At 37.9% G+C, this 15,773-nt stretch carries 12 protein-coding genes and 1 riboswitch; of the genes, 3 read left to right on the top strand and 9 right to left on the bottom strand.

The window, feature by feature from the left end; genetic code table 11:
* Positions 1–100: 100 nt before the first annotated feature.
* The 6 genes from ACHUFV_RS13845 to ACHUFV_RS13870 form a co-directional block, all read right to left on the bottom strand.
* Positions 101–2,017 (bottom strand): S-layer homology domain-containing protein, encoded by a 1,917-nt coding sequence (locus ACHUFV_RS13845; RefSeq protein WP_394235059.1) that lies wholly within the window; start codon positions 2,015–2,017, stop codon positions 101–103.
* A 315-nt stretch (positions 2,018–2,332) separates the two neighbouring features.
* Positions 2,333–4,558, bottom strand: a complete 2,226-nt coding sequence (locus ACHUFV_RS13850) for a YcdB/YcdC domain-containing protein (RefSeq protein WP_394235061.1) — start codon at positions 4,556–4,558, stop codon at positions 2,333–2,335.
* Positions 4,559–4,779: 221 nt separating this feature from the next.
* The gene (locus ACHUFV_RS13855) at positions 4,780–5,187 is read right to left on the bottom strand and encodes a hypothetical protein (protein ID WP_394235063.1); all 408 of its coding nucleotides are present in this window, start codon (positions 5,185–5,187) and stop codon (positions 4,780–4,782) included.
* Between the two features lie 216 nt (positions 5,188–5,403).
* Positions 5,404–5,736, bottom strand: a complete 333-nt coding sequence (locus ACHUFV_RS13860; RefSeq protein ID WP_394235065.1) for a hypothetical protein — start codon at positions 5,734–5,736, stop codon at positions 5,404–5,406.
* 127 nt (positions 5,737–5,863) lie between these two features.
* Entirely contained in the window at positions 5,864–6,016 is a 153-nt protein-coding gene (locus tag ACHUFV_RS13865) for a type II toxin-antitoxin system antitoxin (RefSeq protein ID WP_394235067.1), read from the bottom strand.
* Positions 6,017–6,029: 13 nt separating this feature from the next.
* Positions 6,030–6,896, bottom strand: a complete 867-nt coding sequence (locus tag ACHUFV_RS13870; RefSeq protein ID WP_394235069.1) for an SPFH domain-containing protein — start codon at positions 6,894–6,896, stop codon at positions 6,030–6,032.
* Between the two features lie 456 nt (positions 6,897–7,352).
* Here ACHUFV_RS13870 and ACHUFV_RS13875 point away from each other — a divergent pair, with 456 nt between their 5' ends.
* The 3 genes from ACHUFV_RS13875 (at position 7,353) to ACHUFV_RS13885 (ending at position 9,816) form a co-directional block, all read left to right on the top strand.
* Positions 7,353–7,673: a hypothetical protein gene (locus ACHUFV_RS13875; protein WP_394235071.1), complete on the top strand. Its 321-nt coding sequence runs from the start codon at positions 7,353–7,355 to the stop codon at positions 7,671–7,673.
* 73 nt (positions 7,674–7,746) lie between these two features.
* Positions 7,747–8,802, top strand: a complete 1,056-nt coding sequence (locus ACHUFV_RS13880) for an FUSC family protein (RefSeq protein ID WP_394235073.1) — start codon at positions 7,747–7,749, stop codon at positions 8,800–8,802.
* A gap of 273 nt (positions 8,803–9,075) precedes the next feature.
* Positions 9,076–9,816 (top strand): YwaF family protein, encoded by a 741-nt coding sequence (locus tag ACHUFV_RS13885; RefSeq protein WP_394235075.1) that lies wholly within the window; start codon positions 9,076–9,078, stop codon positions 9,814–9,816.
* 231 nt (positions 9,817–10,047) lie between these two features.
* Here the strand turns inward: ACHUFV_RS13885 and ACHUFV_RS13890 are convergent, their stop codons facing one another.
* From ACHUFV_RS13890 to ACHUFV_RS13900, 3 genes are all read right to left on the bottom strand, one after another.
* A complete protein-coding gene (locus ACHUFV_RS13890; protein WP_394235077.1) occupies positions 10,048–12,129 on the bottom strand; it encodes an EAL domain-containing protein in 2,082 nt (693 codons plus the stop codon).
* 151 nt (positions 12,130–12,280) lie between these two features.
* Positions 12,281–12,365, bottom strand: a riboswitch (cyclic di-GMP riboswitch).
* 144 nt (positions 12,366–12,509) lie between these two features.
* Positions 12,510–14,501 (bottom strand): methyl-accepting chemotaxis protein, encoded by a 1,992-nt coding sequence (locus tag ACHUFV_RS13895; protein WP_394235078.1) that lies wholly within the window; start codon positions 14,499–14,501, stop codon positions 12,510–12,512.
* Between the two features lie 353 nt (positions 14,502–14,854).
* The gene (locus ACHUFV_RS13900) at positions 14,855–15,412 is read right to left on the bottom strand and encodes a transposase (protein WP_394235079.1); all 558 of its coding nucleotides are present in this window, start codon (positions 15,410–15,412) and stop codon (positions 14,855–14,857) included.
* Between the last annotated feature and the right edge of the window lie 361 nt (positions 15,413–15,773).

Consider the following 15,773-nt stretch of genomic DNA (forward strand, 5'->3'; position numbering starts at 1 on the left):
TAGTGCATATAGTTTCTATATTTTGAATTAGCTTAATTTTTCCGCTATATCAGTTTCTTATTACATGGCCTTATTAAAGCACAATTATAAACAGTGACAATTATTTTAACTTCACAGTTAATGATATATTTGCTGTAGTTCCATTGTTATTTTTCAAGGCACCAGTTACAGGTAGTGAATTGTCAAAATAGGACCTTAAAGTTGACATTAAAACTCCATCACCTTGTTTATCTACGCCCAAATCCGAAGGGCGAATAACAGCGATTGATTTGCCATTGACTGTAGTAAAGTTAATAGTTTTGACACCATCATACCCTAATAACTGAATTGATTTAACATCGCTGGTTGCTTCAAGTGTTACGTCAATAAACCTATCTGTATCTAAGAACCTACTCGCATCAAGACTATTATTTACAATTGAAGCACCTGGAATAGGAGCTCCGGATGCATTTTGCATTGTTAAAGTTGCACCAGTAATCTGAAGCGTTAAAGAACTGCTTGGAGGTACAGCTGCTCCGCCACCGCCACCTCCGCCAGCCGGTGGTGTTACAGGAACTTCAGCCACTCCACCATTTATATTTGTTATTTTGTCTTCCACTTGGTTAATGTTACTGATAACACTCTCTACTGTTTTACCCTGTGGAACAAATAAATTCTCAATAGATCCCGTAATATCTAACGTGATGGAATCACCGTTTGGATACAAATTAGAGATTTCAGCTTGTCCCTTAAGCAACAAAGCCTTATTGTTCTCTAAATAAAGGCTTTCTACTTCTGCATTAAGCTCAAGAGCCGTTACATTTTCTTTTACTGATAATTTATTAATTGTAGACGTAGCATCAGCTGAAATATTAGCATTGTTAGTTACGTTTAGCTCTTTAATCGATGTATTTCCTTTAGATTCTACATGAACATTCAGTTTATTTATTTCAACATTGTTTAATTTTCCACTTTTAAATACAACGGTATTTGTGTCCCCGCCGTTAACGATTGTTTTGCCCTGCACTTCAAGGTTGTTTGAATAAAAGTCATTCTGGAGCTCCGTTCCTATTTCAAAATCACCTGTTACAATTAGGTTATTTACAGTAACATAGTTGGAGCTTATTTTCAGATCACCATTAATTGTACTATTTCCACCATCAAGGACTACATTACCGCTAAACTCTGCTTCACCAGATTTGCTAGCCGCACCGCTTGAAGTAATGTCTAAAGATGTTATTTTTGTAATCGTTCTATCAGCTTTTTCAAATTTAATCTTCGCATTCTCTAAAATCTCACTATTATTCTTGTTTAAAATACCTTTTAGCTTACTATCAATCTCGTATTCTATTCCGTTAATCGTAATAGTAGTATCGGTCACTGCCTTTATAGTAGAAGATAGGTTTTCCGTTCTATAAACAAATGTTGCTGCTTCTCCTCTTGTTAACAAACCATTTGGATCAAAGGTAGTAGGTGTTCTACCGTTTGTAATTTCCTTATGTATCAAGCCAGCAATATAGCCTGCATACCATGAGTTCTCTTCTACATCTGTAAATTTACCTTTGCTGCTTGGTAATTTATCAAGAGAATCGTAAGCTTCCACAAGAATTTTGGCCATTTCTGCGCGTGTAATCTCAGCATCAGGCTTGAAGCTCTGATCGCCGTACCCACCGATAATTTTTGCGTTTGAAAGCGCGGCTACTGAAGGGTAATACCATGCTCCTTTACTAACATCTGTGAAATTGGGGTTTATTACATTTGTCGTATCTATCCCAATGGCTTCTGCAATTATTTTTGCAACTTCTGCACGAGTAATTTTATTACCCGGTTTAAACGTCCCGTCAGAGTATCCATTTAGTACCTGATTTCCTGTTAACACGTTGACTGCTTCATAATAAAACTCCTGTTCCACAACGTCCTTGAATTTTTTACCTGAAGCCTCTACATTTCCTAAAGGTATTAATGGAGTTACAATCAAGGTCGTAGCTGTAACGGCTGCTGCGAGTAATTTACTGATGGTTTTAGATTGCTGAATCAAAATAATGCTCTCCCTCTTAAGTTTATTCTAGTTTTCTATAATACATAATACCTTAAAATGGCAACGGGGTATAGCTAATTCCAACGGCTTATTTATTTTACATAAATTTACATAATGTGCTTTATAGGATACAAGCAATCTATAAATTGGCACCCAAATCGGGTGCCAGGCACCATCCAAAATTCGGAAAATATTCACATCCCCCAAAAAAGGGAGCGCCTTTGAAATTTATTCCAAAGTACACTCCCTTATTAATACTATAGTAGTTTAGTAGAGTAAAATAGAAAAGATTTTGTCTCAAAAGCTACCCTTTTTCTAATACATATTTGGATTTTTCTCATATACTTCCTTTGCAAGTCTAAATATGGAGACTGCCAGTTGGGCATTGGTTACTTCTTGATCCGGGTTGAAGCTGCTACCGCTTCCTTTCAGGATACCGTATGACTGCGCAAGAGCAACATAGCCTTTATTTTTTTCTTTTACTTTGTCTGCATCAGCAAAGTCTAGTTTGTAGATGCTACTATTTTTCGCTGCCTTCTCCATCCCTAGTGCACGAATATACCAAACTGCAAGTTCCTCTCTTGTGATTACAGCGTCAGGATCGAAGGTTTCCGTTCCAGGATCAAGGATTCCCATTGCAATAGCACGTTCAATGTATGCATAGAGAGGGTGTTCCGGTCCAATATTATCAAAGGATTGCGCCGCACTTTCATTCTCCTCATCGTAGATGCTGTAGATAGGTGTCAGTGACTTCATCATGATTTCCATTGTTTCACCCTTCGTAATCGGCGCATCCCCATTAAATGCTGCTGGATCATCAACTGTGAGAATTCCTGTCTGAATCAAATAATTCAGTTCCTTTTCAGCCCAAGGGTGGGAAACCTGCTTACTGATATCTTCCGTATTAGTGCTATTCCACTCACCTGTATGAGCATCTATATAACTATAAATTCTATTATTATAGATAGGAACATAGACAAGATTGTAGTGGTTATCCGTGCTATTTTCTTCATTTATATAGCGAAGGTCAAGACTTAATCCTTCGTTGAACTTGGCTGAAGCCTCATCTACTGACTTTATACCTTCCTTCGAAGGCCAGTTTTCAATCGAAAGCTTGTCAGCACTTAAATTTACTAGAGAACCATCCTTAGAAATGGCTACAGAAATCTGGTCCCCATCCACACTGATTCCATCCACTACCCGAGGGAACATGAAATAATAGACTCCTTCTTCATCCATAAAGCTTTTATCTAACGGCATGGAATAATCATGAAGATAAGAAGGCACATATTCCTTCAAAAATTGGACTGCTTTGTCCTGGGCTTCAGCTTTTGAAATGGAGGTCCCGCTTTCATTCTTTTCGCCCAATTCGCTTAGGAGATCACGTTTTACATCATAGTATTGGATGACTTCCCCTGTTTGTTTATCCAGTATCAGCTCAGACCCGTAGCCTCCGCCATCTTCTGTTTCATACATATATTGAATGCTAATGACCTCTTGTCCAAAATAATTTTCCATTTCTTGAACTGATTCAATAATCAACTTTACTTTTTCTGAATCTATTGCAAGCAGCTGTTCGGCAAATGTCTTTGCTTTTTCCAATGAAAATTCCGGGTCACGCGGCGTCAGCTTATCCTGTGTAATCAATTGGATTCCGTTGTCTCCCGGTAATTCCGCAGAAAAACCGTCTGTTGTCTGCCACTGACCAGTGAGAGCGTGAATTCCCTGAACACTTCCGTCTTGCTGGTAGACAAGCGTTACATAAGGCTCACCTGTTTGTAAATTAAAATCAACCTTGTATCGTAAATCAACCGCAGAATTAGCTTTTATTTTCGTTAATATTTCTTCTTTTGGCAAAACCTTCGCTACGTCGTCAAAGGTCTGCTTGTCATCCTTTATGTAATTACGGAAAAACTCCACTACCTCGCCATTGCCGAGTACAGTGATTTGAATCGTCTGATCTGAAACAGGTATTTTTTCTTCTGTACGGACAAATGAAAATGTATAACGAATCGGTTCAACTAACGTTTGAGCAGTCGGAAAATAATCATTGACCGTATCCAATTGATATTCACCATTTTTTGAGAAGTTTTTCAAAAAGGCTGTTGCCGTTTCTTGAGCCTGATCCTTTGTCACCTTGGTCGGGAAAAGGGCATCTGATGCGTCGCCCGGCTGATAATAGAAGTATTCAATCTGCAAATCCTCCCCAACAAACCCAAAGCTGCCATAGAATTGCTTCCCTTTTACTTCCTTAAAAAAACTCAAATCATAGCGAATTGTGTCATTTTCCGGGAAATAATGTCCACTTGACATCTCAAAATCCTTTTCCTTTAAAAAATCAAACTTACCTGGGAATAAGGTCTTAACTCTCTGAACTAAATCAGATTTAGTTACCTCTGAATCTACCTCTGCAATGCGGATTTGAATTTGCTCCTGCTGTTCATTCACAAGTGGTGCAGCACCTACAGATGGAGAAAGAATACCGAAGGACAGGAAAGTTGACAAGGAAATTACGCCTAGCTTTTTGTAGTTATTCGACATAGGAACCTCCAATTTTTTTCTATATTGTAATTATATGTAAAATTTTAGGATTCTGATAGATTCCTTGTCCCTAAGTGAATGAAAAAAGTCTATGAGAAACAGGTTATGTTCACTGCTTTGTCAATTATTGGGGTATTATGAGGCGGACACGATATATCCATGTTTCTACAGTTCAAAAAAAAGCGCTGAACAGAGGAATATATCTCTTTACCACGTCACTACTATTTAACCTTGTCATATTTATTTCCAAGCCTCGTTGCCCAGCTCTCACACCAGAAACGTTCATAAGGAGGTAAGGAATGTCCTTTTGCTCTTAGGTGGTTTCGATAATGGTATCTGATTGCGGATGGAATTGTGACGATAAATGGCATAAGTGGTCCTAACATGAGGTTTTGAAAGCTATGCCCATATTCATGGGCTTTTAATTGGGTGCTGGCATTTTTCTGAACAAAGAAAAACCCATCGAAGTTTACTCCGCCCCAGTTCTTTCCGGTCTCACAATAGATGGCATATCCAAATCTTTGCGGCCTGCAGCCACTGATTAGTAGAACAAGCGCAATTGCAGCTCCTATAACATTTAAAGGTAGGCCCCAGGTTAGTTGTACGAACCAGTATAGAATTGTACGCATATTTTGGATTCCTTTCCTGAATAAATTAGCGTTACAAAAGCTATTATTAATTCATTACACGCAAGACAAGCTAGGAAAACAGCGAATAAAGATTCATAAGTATTTTGGAATACTCTCTTTTAAACATAGCTAAGCCGATTGGCCATATAAAAACCAGTCGGCTTTATTAAGCAATTTAGGAATTTGAAGTATTTCAACGTGAGGATCATAGAGGTCTTATAATTGAAGGTGTGACTTTAGTTTTACGATGTCTCTTTCATTTCTTACAGCTTTTTCCCACACATGGTCTTGGTCGGCTTGTATTTCCTTAAGTTTTGCCATAATTTCTTCACGCATTGAGTTTTGAGATTCCTCGACTTTGTCTAATCTGGCTTCCATTTTGTCTAATCTGGCTTCTATGTTATCTAGCCTTGATTCAATATTATCTAGTCTTGATTCAATATTATCTAGTCTGACTTCCATATTATTCTGTTTATCATTTAAGTTACCAACCATAGTGATTAAGGTAGAAAGCATTTCCTCAATTTTATCTAATCGATTCGTGTCCATTTTTTCACCTCCTTTTCTGTACCATTATATCTTATTTTTTTACCTCTGAATACTAGGGAAAAAACTTAGGACAGAGGAGTATCCTCTGTCCGCCTAGGAAAGGAAGCAGGAGAACCGTCCCTCCGCTTCATTCTTTTGTTCTTCCTGCTTCTTTTAATGCCTTTTTTAGGAGTATTTCGATTTGGGAGTTGACGCTTCGCAGTTCATCACTTGCCCATTTCTCTAGTTCGTCGTATGTTTTTTGGTCGATGCGAAGCAAAAACCGTTTTTTCTCAGCCACTTAAATCACAACCTTAGTAGATGGTTCCTGTATTAATAATCGGCTGATTTCCTTTTTCTGATACTAACGCCACCATCAAATTATTCACCATTTGTGCCTTTTTCTCTTCATCCAGCTCCACAATCTGTTCATTGCTCAGCTGCTCGATAGCTGATTTTACCATGGATACCGCCCCATCGACAATTACCTTTCTTGCAGCAAGAACCGCTTTGGCCTGTTGTCTTTGCAGCATCGAATGAGCAATCTCACTTGAATAGGCTAAATGCATAATTCTTGCTTCGATGATTTCAACGCCCGCAACCTGAAACCTACTTTGTAAATCTTTCGTCAGTTCATCTCCGACTTCGTCTGAATGCTGTCTTAGTGAGATCTCATAGTCATTGTTGAAATTATCATATGGGTATTGGCTGGCAATATGACGCAAGCCTGTTTCACTTTGGGTATGAACAAACTCCTTGTAATCCTCTACATCAAACACCGCTTTTGCTGAATCGAACACCTTATAAACAACGACCGCTGCAATTTCAATTGGGTTACCTTCGAGGTCATTTACCTTCAAACGATCACTGTTGAAGTTGATAACACGTAACGAAACATTATTTCTTGAGGTAAAAGGAACCGTGAACCAAAAACCTTCTTTTTTAATAACGCCTAAGTAATTACCAAATAACGTAAACACCTTCGACTGATTCGGCTGGATAATGGTAAAACCAGTTAGAGTAACAAGTAACGCTAATAAGAGAACGACTCCTAATACAAATGCAACCGGACTAACAGATAATACAAAGGATCTAGCCGAGAGCACGAGACCGACAATCAACACCAGAACGATTAACAATCCCACAAACCCATTCCATTTAAACATCTCTTTTTCTTTCATTCTAATCACTCCTCGTGATATTTCCTTGATACTAATATGATATCACTTTGATATGAAAATGTGAAGGGATTTGGGTGCCTTATTTTCATTGGGACAATGGGACTTGTCAGAAAGTGGGCTGCTTCTGACAGAAATGAGCTCTATAAGTAAAAATCTATCAGAAGGTACTCATGGTTCTGACAGAGCTTGGCTTTATTAACTATATTCTGTCTGAAGATGCCCTGGTTCTGACAGAGCTAGTCTATATAAAGGTAGCGTCAAGAAATTTGTGCATTTGTTTTATATGTTCCACTCGAAGCTGTCATATGAGAATCCGGTTCTAACTGCACTTTTAAACTAAAAAATACATATTTGTCACTTCAAACGATTTTCGTTAGTCCACAGCATCCATCTCCTCCCCATCATTTGATAGCAACAGCCATTTCCCCTATAGTTAAAAATAGGAGGAGATTTGACATGAAAACATTCGAGCTAAAATCCGGAACAAAAGTAATGATTGATGAAACTAAGATCGTCATTGAACGAACAGGTGGAAAAAGTGCTGTTAAAGGATTATTTGCCGGACGAACAATGGGACAAATGTCCATCAAAACATCGGCATTAACGGGTTTAATTTTCTTTGCAGATTATCTCGTCATTTGTGCATCCGGCCTCCCCGTACCGAATGACTTCAAACTAACAAGCACTGGCGAAGTGAAGCAATATCCGAACTGTATCGTCGGAAAAGAGCAGGAGCTTGAGGAGCTATACCAATACCTAAACGGTTTTATCAAATAATTAAGATGGCTGGTCCTATAACCTGATATAATGTAATTGTTAAAATCAGGACGAAAAGGAGAACTATCATACAGTGAAGATAGGACCGCGCGTTATTAAAACAGGAATCGCTGTTACACTGGCTTTATATATTTGTTCATTATTAAAACTGGAATCTGCTGTATTTGCCGGCATGGCGGCTATTTTTACACTCCAGCCCTCCATTTACCGAACATGGAAGCAAGTTAGGGATCAGGTACAAACGAATATTCTGGGTGCTCTGTTTGCCCTGATTGGGTTATATTTTCTCGGTAACGATCCATTTTCCATCGGACTCGTCATGGTTATAGTGATTGGCCTGTCCGTCAAATTAAAGATGGCGGAAACCATTTCTCTTACATTAGTGACTGTCCTTGCCGTGATGAGCGCTCCTGGTAATGAGGACTTGATGTTTGCCTTACAGCGTTTTGCGCTGACCTTTATTGGAATGGCATCAGCCTTGGTAGTGAATATCTTCATTTCACCGCCTAATTTTAAGAAAATATATATCGAAAAGGTAAACAGTGTTTTTCAAAAGTTGTCGATTCTAATGAGAACGGCTATCTCAGACGAAATGACAGAGAAATCGTTCCATGAGCAGATGAGGCAGCTAGAAAAGGATATTTTAAAGCTAGAAGAGCAGTATCGCTTATTTGATGAAGAACGCGAAAAAATGGCCAAGCTCAATCAGCTGGACCTGCGTGAAATCGTCGTGTTCAGGCAAATGTTTAAGTCGCTGCAACAGGGATTTATTGTGCTAGAAGATATTGATTCTTTTTATTTTAAAAGTCAGCCGACGGTCGAAGATAACCAATTATTTGACCAGCAACTTGAGCTGTTAATCAAATATCATGAGCTCTTTTTATTAAAATACGACGGGATTATTAAGATGGACGACCCAAGGCAGGATGAGGACCGACTGAAGGAAACGACAGCATTTTTGGAAAAGGTAATTGCTGCTTATCAGGAGCATCAAAAAATCCAGCTCACCATCATCGGCTCTTCCATCTATAATTATGCTTACCAAATTGACCGGTTGGACCAACTGGTAGAACAGTTTATGGGTTATAAGGAAAGAGCAAATGAAGCTCCTAAACTCAAAAAAGCGTAAACGTTGAAATTCAGAGAATCGTTAGTCCAGATATAGGAAAAGCCCTGGAGTTGTAATCACACTTCAGGGCTTTCCTTTTTATCCTTTTAGAATTTGGAAGCAGAAGAACCGTCCCCCCGCTTCCATTCATGTTAAATGATTCTTCTTCATATTATAGATAAAAGACACGAGACCTATTGATGTGTTTTGGTTCTTTTGCTTTCTTGGCTTTTATGTTATGACTAGTTTTCTGTTCTTTTTTAGATGTTAAGTTGATACTAGGGGTGGGGGTCTATGAGTTGGTTTGGCAGCAGCAATCAATCATTCAAGTTTGAGATGTTTTCCCGGAGCCATTATATTGTATTAGCTATCTTTCTTGTAATTACCCTTGTTATTTTCCTAAAGAGAAAAAAATGGAAGACGGAGGTCTGGAGGAAGATTGAAGTTGGAGTGGCCATTTCATTGGTTTTATTCGAGATTACCTATCATGTATGGATGTATGTAAATGGTGTCTGGAAACTGAGTCGTTCCCTTCCGCTCGAACTATGCAATATCAGCCTCATTTTGTGTGTAATCTTACTATTAACTAAGAAAAAAATAGTATTCGAGATTTTATTTTTCACCGCATTATTAGGTGCTTCACAGGCTATCTTCACACCGGCCTTATCCTATGATTTTCCACACTTTCGCTTTTTTCATTTCTTCTATGCGCACATCATGGTCGTCTGGGTAACCTTATATTTTACGTGGGTAAAAGAATACCGCCCAACCTTCCGTTCCGTTATTAAACTCATCGTCTTTATCAATTTGCTGTTACCTGTGATTTTACTTGTAAATAAGTGGACACACGGAAACTACTGGTTTTTACGTCACAAGCCTGAAGGACCAAGTCTGTTTGATGTTCTGGGTCCCTATCCTTGGTATATTTTCTCGATGGAGGGGCTGCTGGTTGGGTTAAGCTTAGTCACGTGGCTTATTTTTCGGAAGCGGAAGAGAAGCCTTCATCAGGATGGAGCGCGGTACCCGGCTGTGTGATATATCCCTTTACAATCATAATGCTAAGTTTCTTATATTTTTCATCATTTAAAATCAGACTCTGTAGATAAAATGATCCACAGAGTCTTTGATTTTAAAAGTTGTAAATAGATGAAGAGCCAATGAACCCGTCCCTCTGGTTCCCTTAATTACTAATTCTCTGGATGGTGCCTGACATCTTTCTTGCTTAATGAACCCGTCTCTCGGAAGCAGAAGGACCGTCCCTCTGCTTCATTTTGGCAAGCATACCTCTTGCTTTAATAATGATTCAAACGTTTTTATGTCTACTGGTTTACTATAAAGGTAGCCTTGGATTTCATCGCAGTTTACATGGTTTAGTAGGTTTAATTGTTCAAGAGTTTCTACACCTTCTGCTACGGTATTAATGTTTAATTTCTTTGCTAGTTGAATGATCATGGATACTATTAATGCGCTTTCGGATTCATGTGGGAGACCTTTTATGAAGGATTTATCAATCTTTATTGTATTGGCTTTTAAGTTTTTTAAATAGCTTAATGATGCATACCCTGTCCCGAAGTCATCAATTGCTGTGCTTACGCCTAGCTCTTTCAGCTGTTCCATTCTTGATGACACCATGATTTCATCTTTAATTAATGCAGATTCTGTTAATTCAATTTCCAACCATTTTGGCTCAAGACCTGTGTTTTTTAAAATCTGCTCTACCTTATGAATCATATCCATTTGCATGAACTGGATCACTGAAAAATTAACTGAAATTCTTATAGGGGGAAATCCTTGGTCCTGCCATTGTTTGTTTTGGCGGCACGCCTCCAGCAGCCCCATTTCACCTAAAGAGGTAATGAACCCATCTTCTTCCGCTAATGGAATAAATTCATACGGGGAAACCACGCCTAATTCTGGATGGTTCCATCTCATTAATGCTTCTGCTCCAATGATTTTGTTTGTTTTTGTTTCGATTTTAGGCTGGTATACTAAAAAGAATTCCTTTCGTTCGAGAGCCTCTTGTAAGCCATTTTTCAAAATAAATTGTTTATAAATTCTTTCGCTTTTCTTTGTCAGGAATAATTGATAATTGCTTTCTCCCTTGCCTTTTGATTGCTGCAAGGCAAAGTATGTTTTTTTCATGAGAGGATGCGTGCTTTCCCCACTATCAGGAAAAATACTTAAGCCCGCACTTGCTGTAAGAAATAGCTCATATTCATCAATGCAAAATGATTGCTTGAATAGGTTAATGATTTCATTGGCAATTGCTTTAATATATTGTTCTTCAAAGAGATTGGGGAATATCACAGCAAATTCATCCCCATCGATTCGAAAGAGCCTTCCCTTTTTCTGTACCAACCCATTTAAACAACGGGAAACCTCTTGAAGTAATTTATCACCTAATGCTGTTCCAATAGAATCATTTACATGCTTAAGACCATGTAATTCAATAATCATTAGAGTAAACTTTGTTTTCCATTCTCTTGCAAGCTTAATTTCCTGGTCTAATTGATTTTCAAATAGCTTCCGATTAGGTAAATCGGTAAGCTGATCATAGAAAGCTAACTTGTATATTTCACTTTCCGTTTTCTTTCTTTTCGTAATATCTGACCGTATCGAAATATATTGATAGGATTTTCTGTTTTTATCTAAAATAGGAACAATGATGGCATCTCCCCACCATAAAGTTCCATCCTTGCACTTGTTACAGACTTCCCCTTTCCACATCTTCCCTGTGGAAATCGTTGACCACATCTCCTGAAACAACTCTTCAGAATGATAGCTTGATTTGATAATCCGGTGGTTTTGCCCAATTAAGTCTCTCTTTTCAAACTTTGAAATCTCACAAAACTTATCGTTTACATAAAGAATAATGCCTTTACTATCAGTTATAGAAACAGTCGTTGAATCATCCAATGCCTGAAATAGACTTTCTATCTCTTTCTGTGAAAATTGACTTTCATATGGCTTGTGCCTAGTCGTATCTATTAATTCAAGGATTACCTTTGAATCACTTTGTTTGGTAAGCGATAGAATTTGTATGTCCACAACGCTATTGTCTTTTCTCAATCCTCTCATTTGATGCTGATGGTCGAATGATTGTTTAGTATGTTTTAACATTCCTTCTTTTAAAATGAGCTCGGCATCCTCTCGAACAAATAGTTCGTACAAATGCTTGAATTGAAGTTCTTCCATTGTATAACCAAACATCGTTTGAAAATGTGCGTTCGCATATAAGGAGTGACCGTTCACATCAAACACACATATTCCTATCGTTAATTGATCGATTAGACCCTTTAGATCAACCTCTTTCGTGAACCTTTCAGATAATGTAGGTTCGTTATACATGATCTCTTCTCCCTTTAATAATTTTATAGAATGCTAATCACTTTGAAGACTAAGTTGTTCAAGCATGAATGAGAATAAACTAACAGAATATTTCCCAATAAAAATAAACCACCAAAAAAGGTGGTTTTCTCCTATGACCAACTTTTTCTTTTTCGGCAGCTTGGCGACCGTAGTGAGAATACCTTAGGCCCATAGCTTTGCGTCCCTACCTTTCAATAGGTTTGCTATTATCGGAAGATTTTAGGTTTATTCTTTCTAAAAAAGGAATTTCAAGTGTTCAGTCACTCAGCAGCTAACATTAGGGAAAGCCCTGTAAGAAAGGTCATTTCAGGAGGCTAACCCTATGTTTTTTTCAAAAACTTCTTTATTTATCTAATTCCTTAATAGGTAAATTTAGAAACGAGTCCATTTAATTCTTCGGCCATAGTCGAAAGTGACCTTGAAGAAGTGGAAATCTCCTCCATCGCAGCCAATTGTTCTTCAGTTGAGGCTGCTACCTCTTCTGACGTTGCTGCGTTTTCTTGAGCAATAGCTGTTAGTTCATTTGTGATAGCCGTAACCTCTTGGATAGCAGCTGTCACTTGTTGGGCTGCCGTGGATACCCCCTCCATTTGCGGAGTCATTTCTTTAGTGGAAGAAACGATTTTATTAAATTTATCGATTGCATCATTTGAGATGGTTACTCCATGCTGAACATCTTCCATGACACGAGCCATTATCGTGACGGAGCTGTCCGTATCGCTTTGCATTCTTTCGATAATAGTATAGATTTCCTTCGCTGATTGCTGAGATTGCTCTGCAAGTTTCCGTACTTCCTCAGCTACAACGGAAAATCCTTTGCCATGGTCGCCTGCACGTGCTGCCTCAATGGCTGCATTTAAGGCAAGAAGATTCGTTTGATCTGCTATGCCAGTAATCACGGCCAAAATCGAATTAACTTCCTTCGATCGTTCATTTAATAGCTTGATGACTTTATTTGACTCTGTGACAGATTCATAAATCGATTGCATTTGAGAAACGGTATCTTGTACCGCTTTACCCCCATCCTCTGCATATTGCATAGTATGATGGGAAAGCGCTGTTACTTTAGTAGAATTATCTGCAATTCGGACTACACCTTCTGTAACCTTATCAAGGGATAGAGCGTTTTCTTCCATCTTTCGTGTTTGTTTTTCAGCGCTGCTTGCTACTTCTTGAATAGCCAGAGTCACCTGTTCGGTGGCAGAACTTGTCTGCATAGCATTCGTTGACAATTCCTCTGATGCATCCGCAACGTGTTTGGCGCTTTTTTCCATTCCTTGAACAAGACTTCGAAGGCTGTCCTGCATTTCATTAAATGCCAATCCTAACTGCCCAATCTCATCGTGCGACTTGATTTCAATTGGTTCTGTAAGATCTCCCTGACTAATTTGAATAGCCTTTTCCTTAATCTCATTAAGCGGTTTAATAATCGATTTTATAATAAAGAAAACAGCTAAAGAACCAATTACGACAGAGAGCAGCATGACGATTAAGGTTTTTTGAAGGATAGAGGCAGCACGTGAACTAATCTCTGCTGTAACAAGGTTGCCACCTAATTTCCAGCCTGTTAATTTATTGGTCATAAAGCTCATGATTTTCCGTTCACCGTTGTATTCGTATTTTATTTCCCCTTTATCCTTTTCGTACATTTTACTGTAAAAGTTACCGCTTGCTTCACTTCCTGCAGCATTTTCTGGGTGAGATATGTAATTCTGATTTTCATCTAATAGTAATGCGTACCCGCCGTCGCCTACCTTGACTTGGTTTGTTAGCTTTTGTAAGTACGCTAAATCGATATCGACAGCCATGACTCCTTTTCCGTCTTTGGTTGTTTGAGAGATGGCCACAACCATGCTATCTGTGCTGACTGAAACATATGGGTCCGAAATAACGGCTTCTCCGTTCTTCTCTTTGGCCTCTTTATACCAAGGACGTTCCCTTGCATCAAAATCAGCACTCACTTCAACATTTGGTTCTTGAATAAATACCCCCTCATCATTTGCTACATAAATGGTTGCAACTTCAGGGTGATTTTGAAAATATAGGTCAAATTGTTTCCGTAGTTCTCTCACATTGTTCTCGTCATTTAAATCGGAGGGAATATTTTGAGCATAATAATCGACGTTTTGAATTTTTGATTCAATTTCATTGTTTATCGAGGAATCTAATAAGTTTAAATTTTGGTTAATACCCGCCAGGACTTCCTGTTCAACCGTATCTTTTGCGGTTAAATATGATAAGGTACCTACAATGACAATGGGAATAATTAAAATGAGGGCAAAAGCTAAAATTAATTTTGTTCGAATATGACTGAGTCTAGTATCTCTAATTCTATTAAACTGTCTTTTCACAAGGTCAACCTCTTTTATTAGTAAGTTTAGACTTTCACAATTAGTTTTGGCTTTATGTCTATATAGCATTTGTTAACCGCTTCATCCATGAACGCATTCTATTATTAACGCCCTCTCCTTTTCAAAAAAATTTATGAATACTACTGCATTGAACCCTACCTTCTCATACCACGTTGGTATCGTTTTCAAATGGTTTTACATACGTTCTGTTTTACCCATTTATAGTGTTTAATCTATATATTTTCTAATTTATAACAATTAAATATTATAGGTTAAAGGGCCTATATATCATACGACTTTTGTCACTCAGGGTGCCACTCAGGGTGCCAGGCACCATCCAGGGAAATGGAAATTCAGATCTCTGATTCAACATATTGACAGTATTGTGATGCGGTTTTATTAATTTGCGGATAAAGGCTTGATGGGAGATCGTGTATGTTAATAAAGGAATAAGGGGGAGGTGTACTAGTTTTATAGTATTGATAGCTGCAATATGGATAGTCTTCCATCTTCATGGCCATCGGCATATATGTACTAATAGGGTTACGATGAATATATCTGCTGACTTTTAGAAGGTTTTGAGGGGTAAGTACCGGAGAACTATTAAATCGTTGTTGAAATACGTGGCCTATATGATGATATTTACGATTATAATAATCCGTATAACGTTTGTTAAATATGCACATGACTTTTGATATCGACGCGCTCTCGGATTTTAGTAAAAAATGATAATGATTTGTCAATATGCAGAATACGCTTATTGAAATTGGATATTCAATGTGGATCATATCTAATAGACGAAAAACCTCCGTCATATCAATCTCATCATGAAAAATATTTTGCCGGTTATTCCCGCGTGAGTATATGTGATGATATACATGAGGTATCCAAACTCTTCTCTTTCTTCCCATTTTATTCTCCTTTTTATTATGTCTTTAGAAGGATTCCATTTTCCTAATATTGAATCATATTGAGTGTGTGAATTCTCCTACAATTACAGTATATAGCACGACACTGTCTTATCATAATAAATTCTCGTTATATCTGCTTATTTTCTCAATAAATTAATGGAATCTGCGACCTATTAAAAAAAGGGAAATGCGCCTATGAATAGGAGCATTTCCCTTTTTTGTGGAAACAGAATTTTTCAGGACATTCAATGAAAAAGTTAAATTAATTACCAATTCTCTGGATGGTGCCTAGTATAGTAAATAGAAGTATAAAACAAAGAAAGACCACCGTTTTCATTGTAAAATAGAAGTACCTACCACA

This window comes from Niallia oryzisoli (genome assembly GCF_043641075.1).
GTDB classification, from domain to species: Bacteria; Bacillota; Bacilli; order Bacillales; family Cytobacillaceae; genus Bacillus_BD; species Bacillus_BD oryzisoli_A.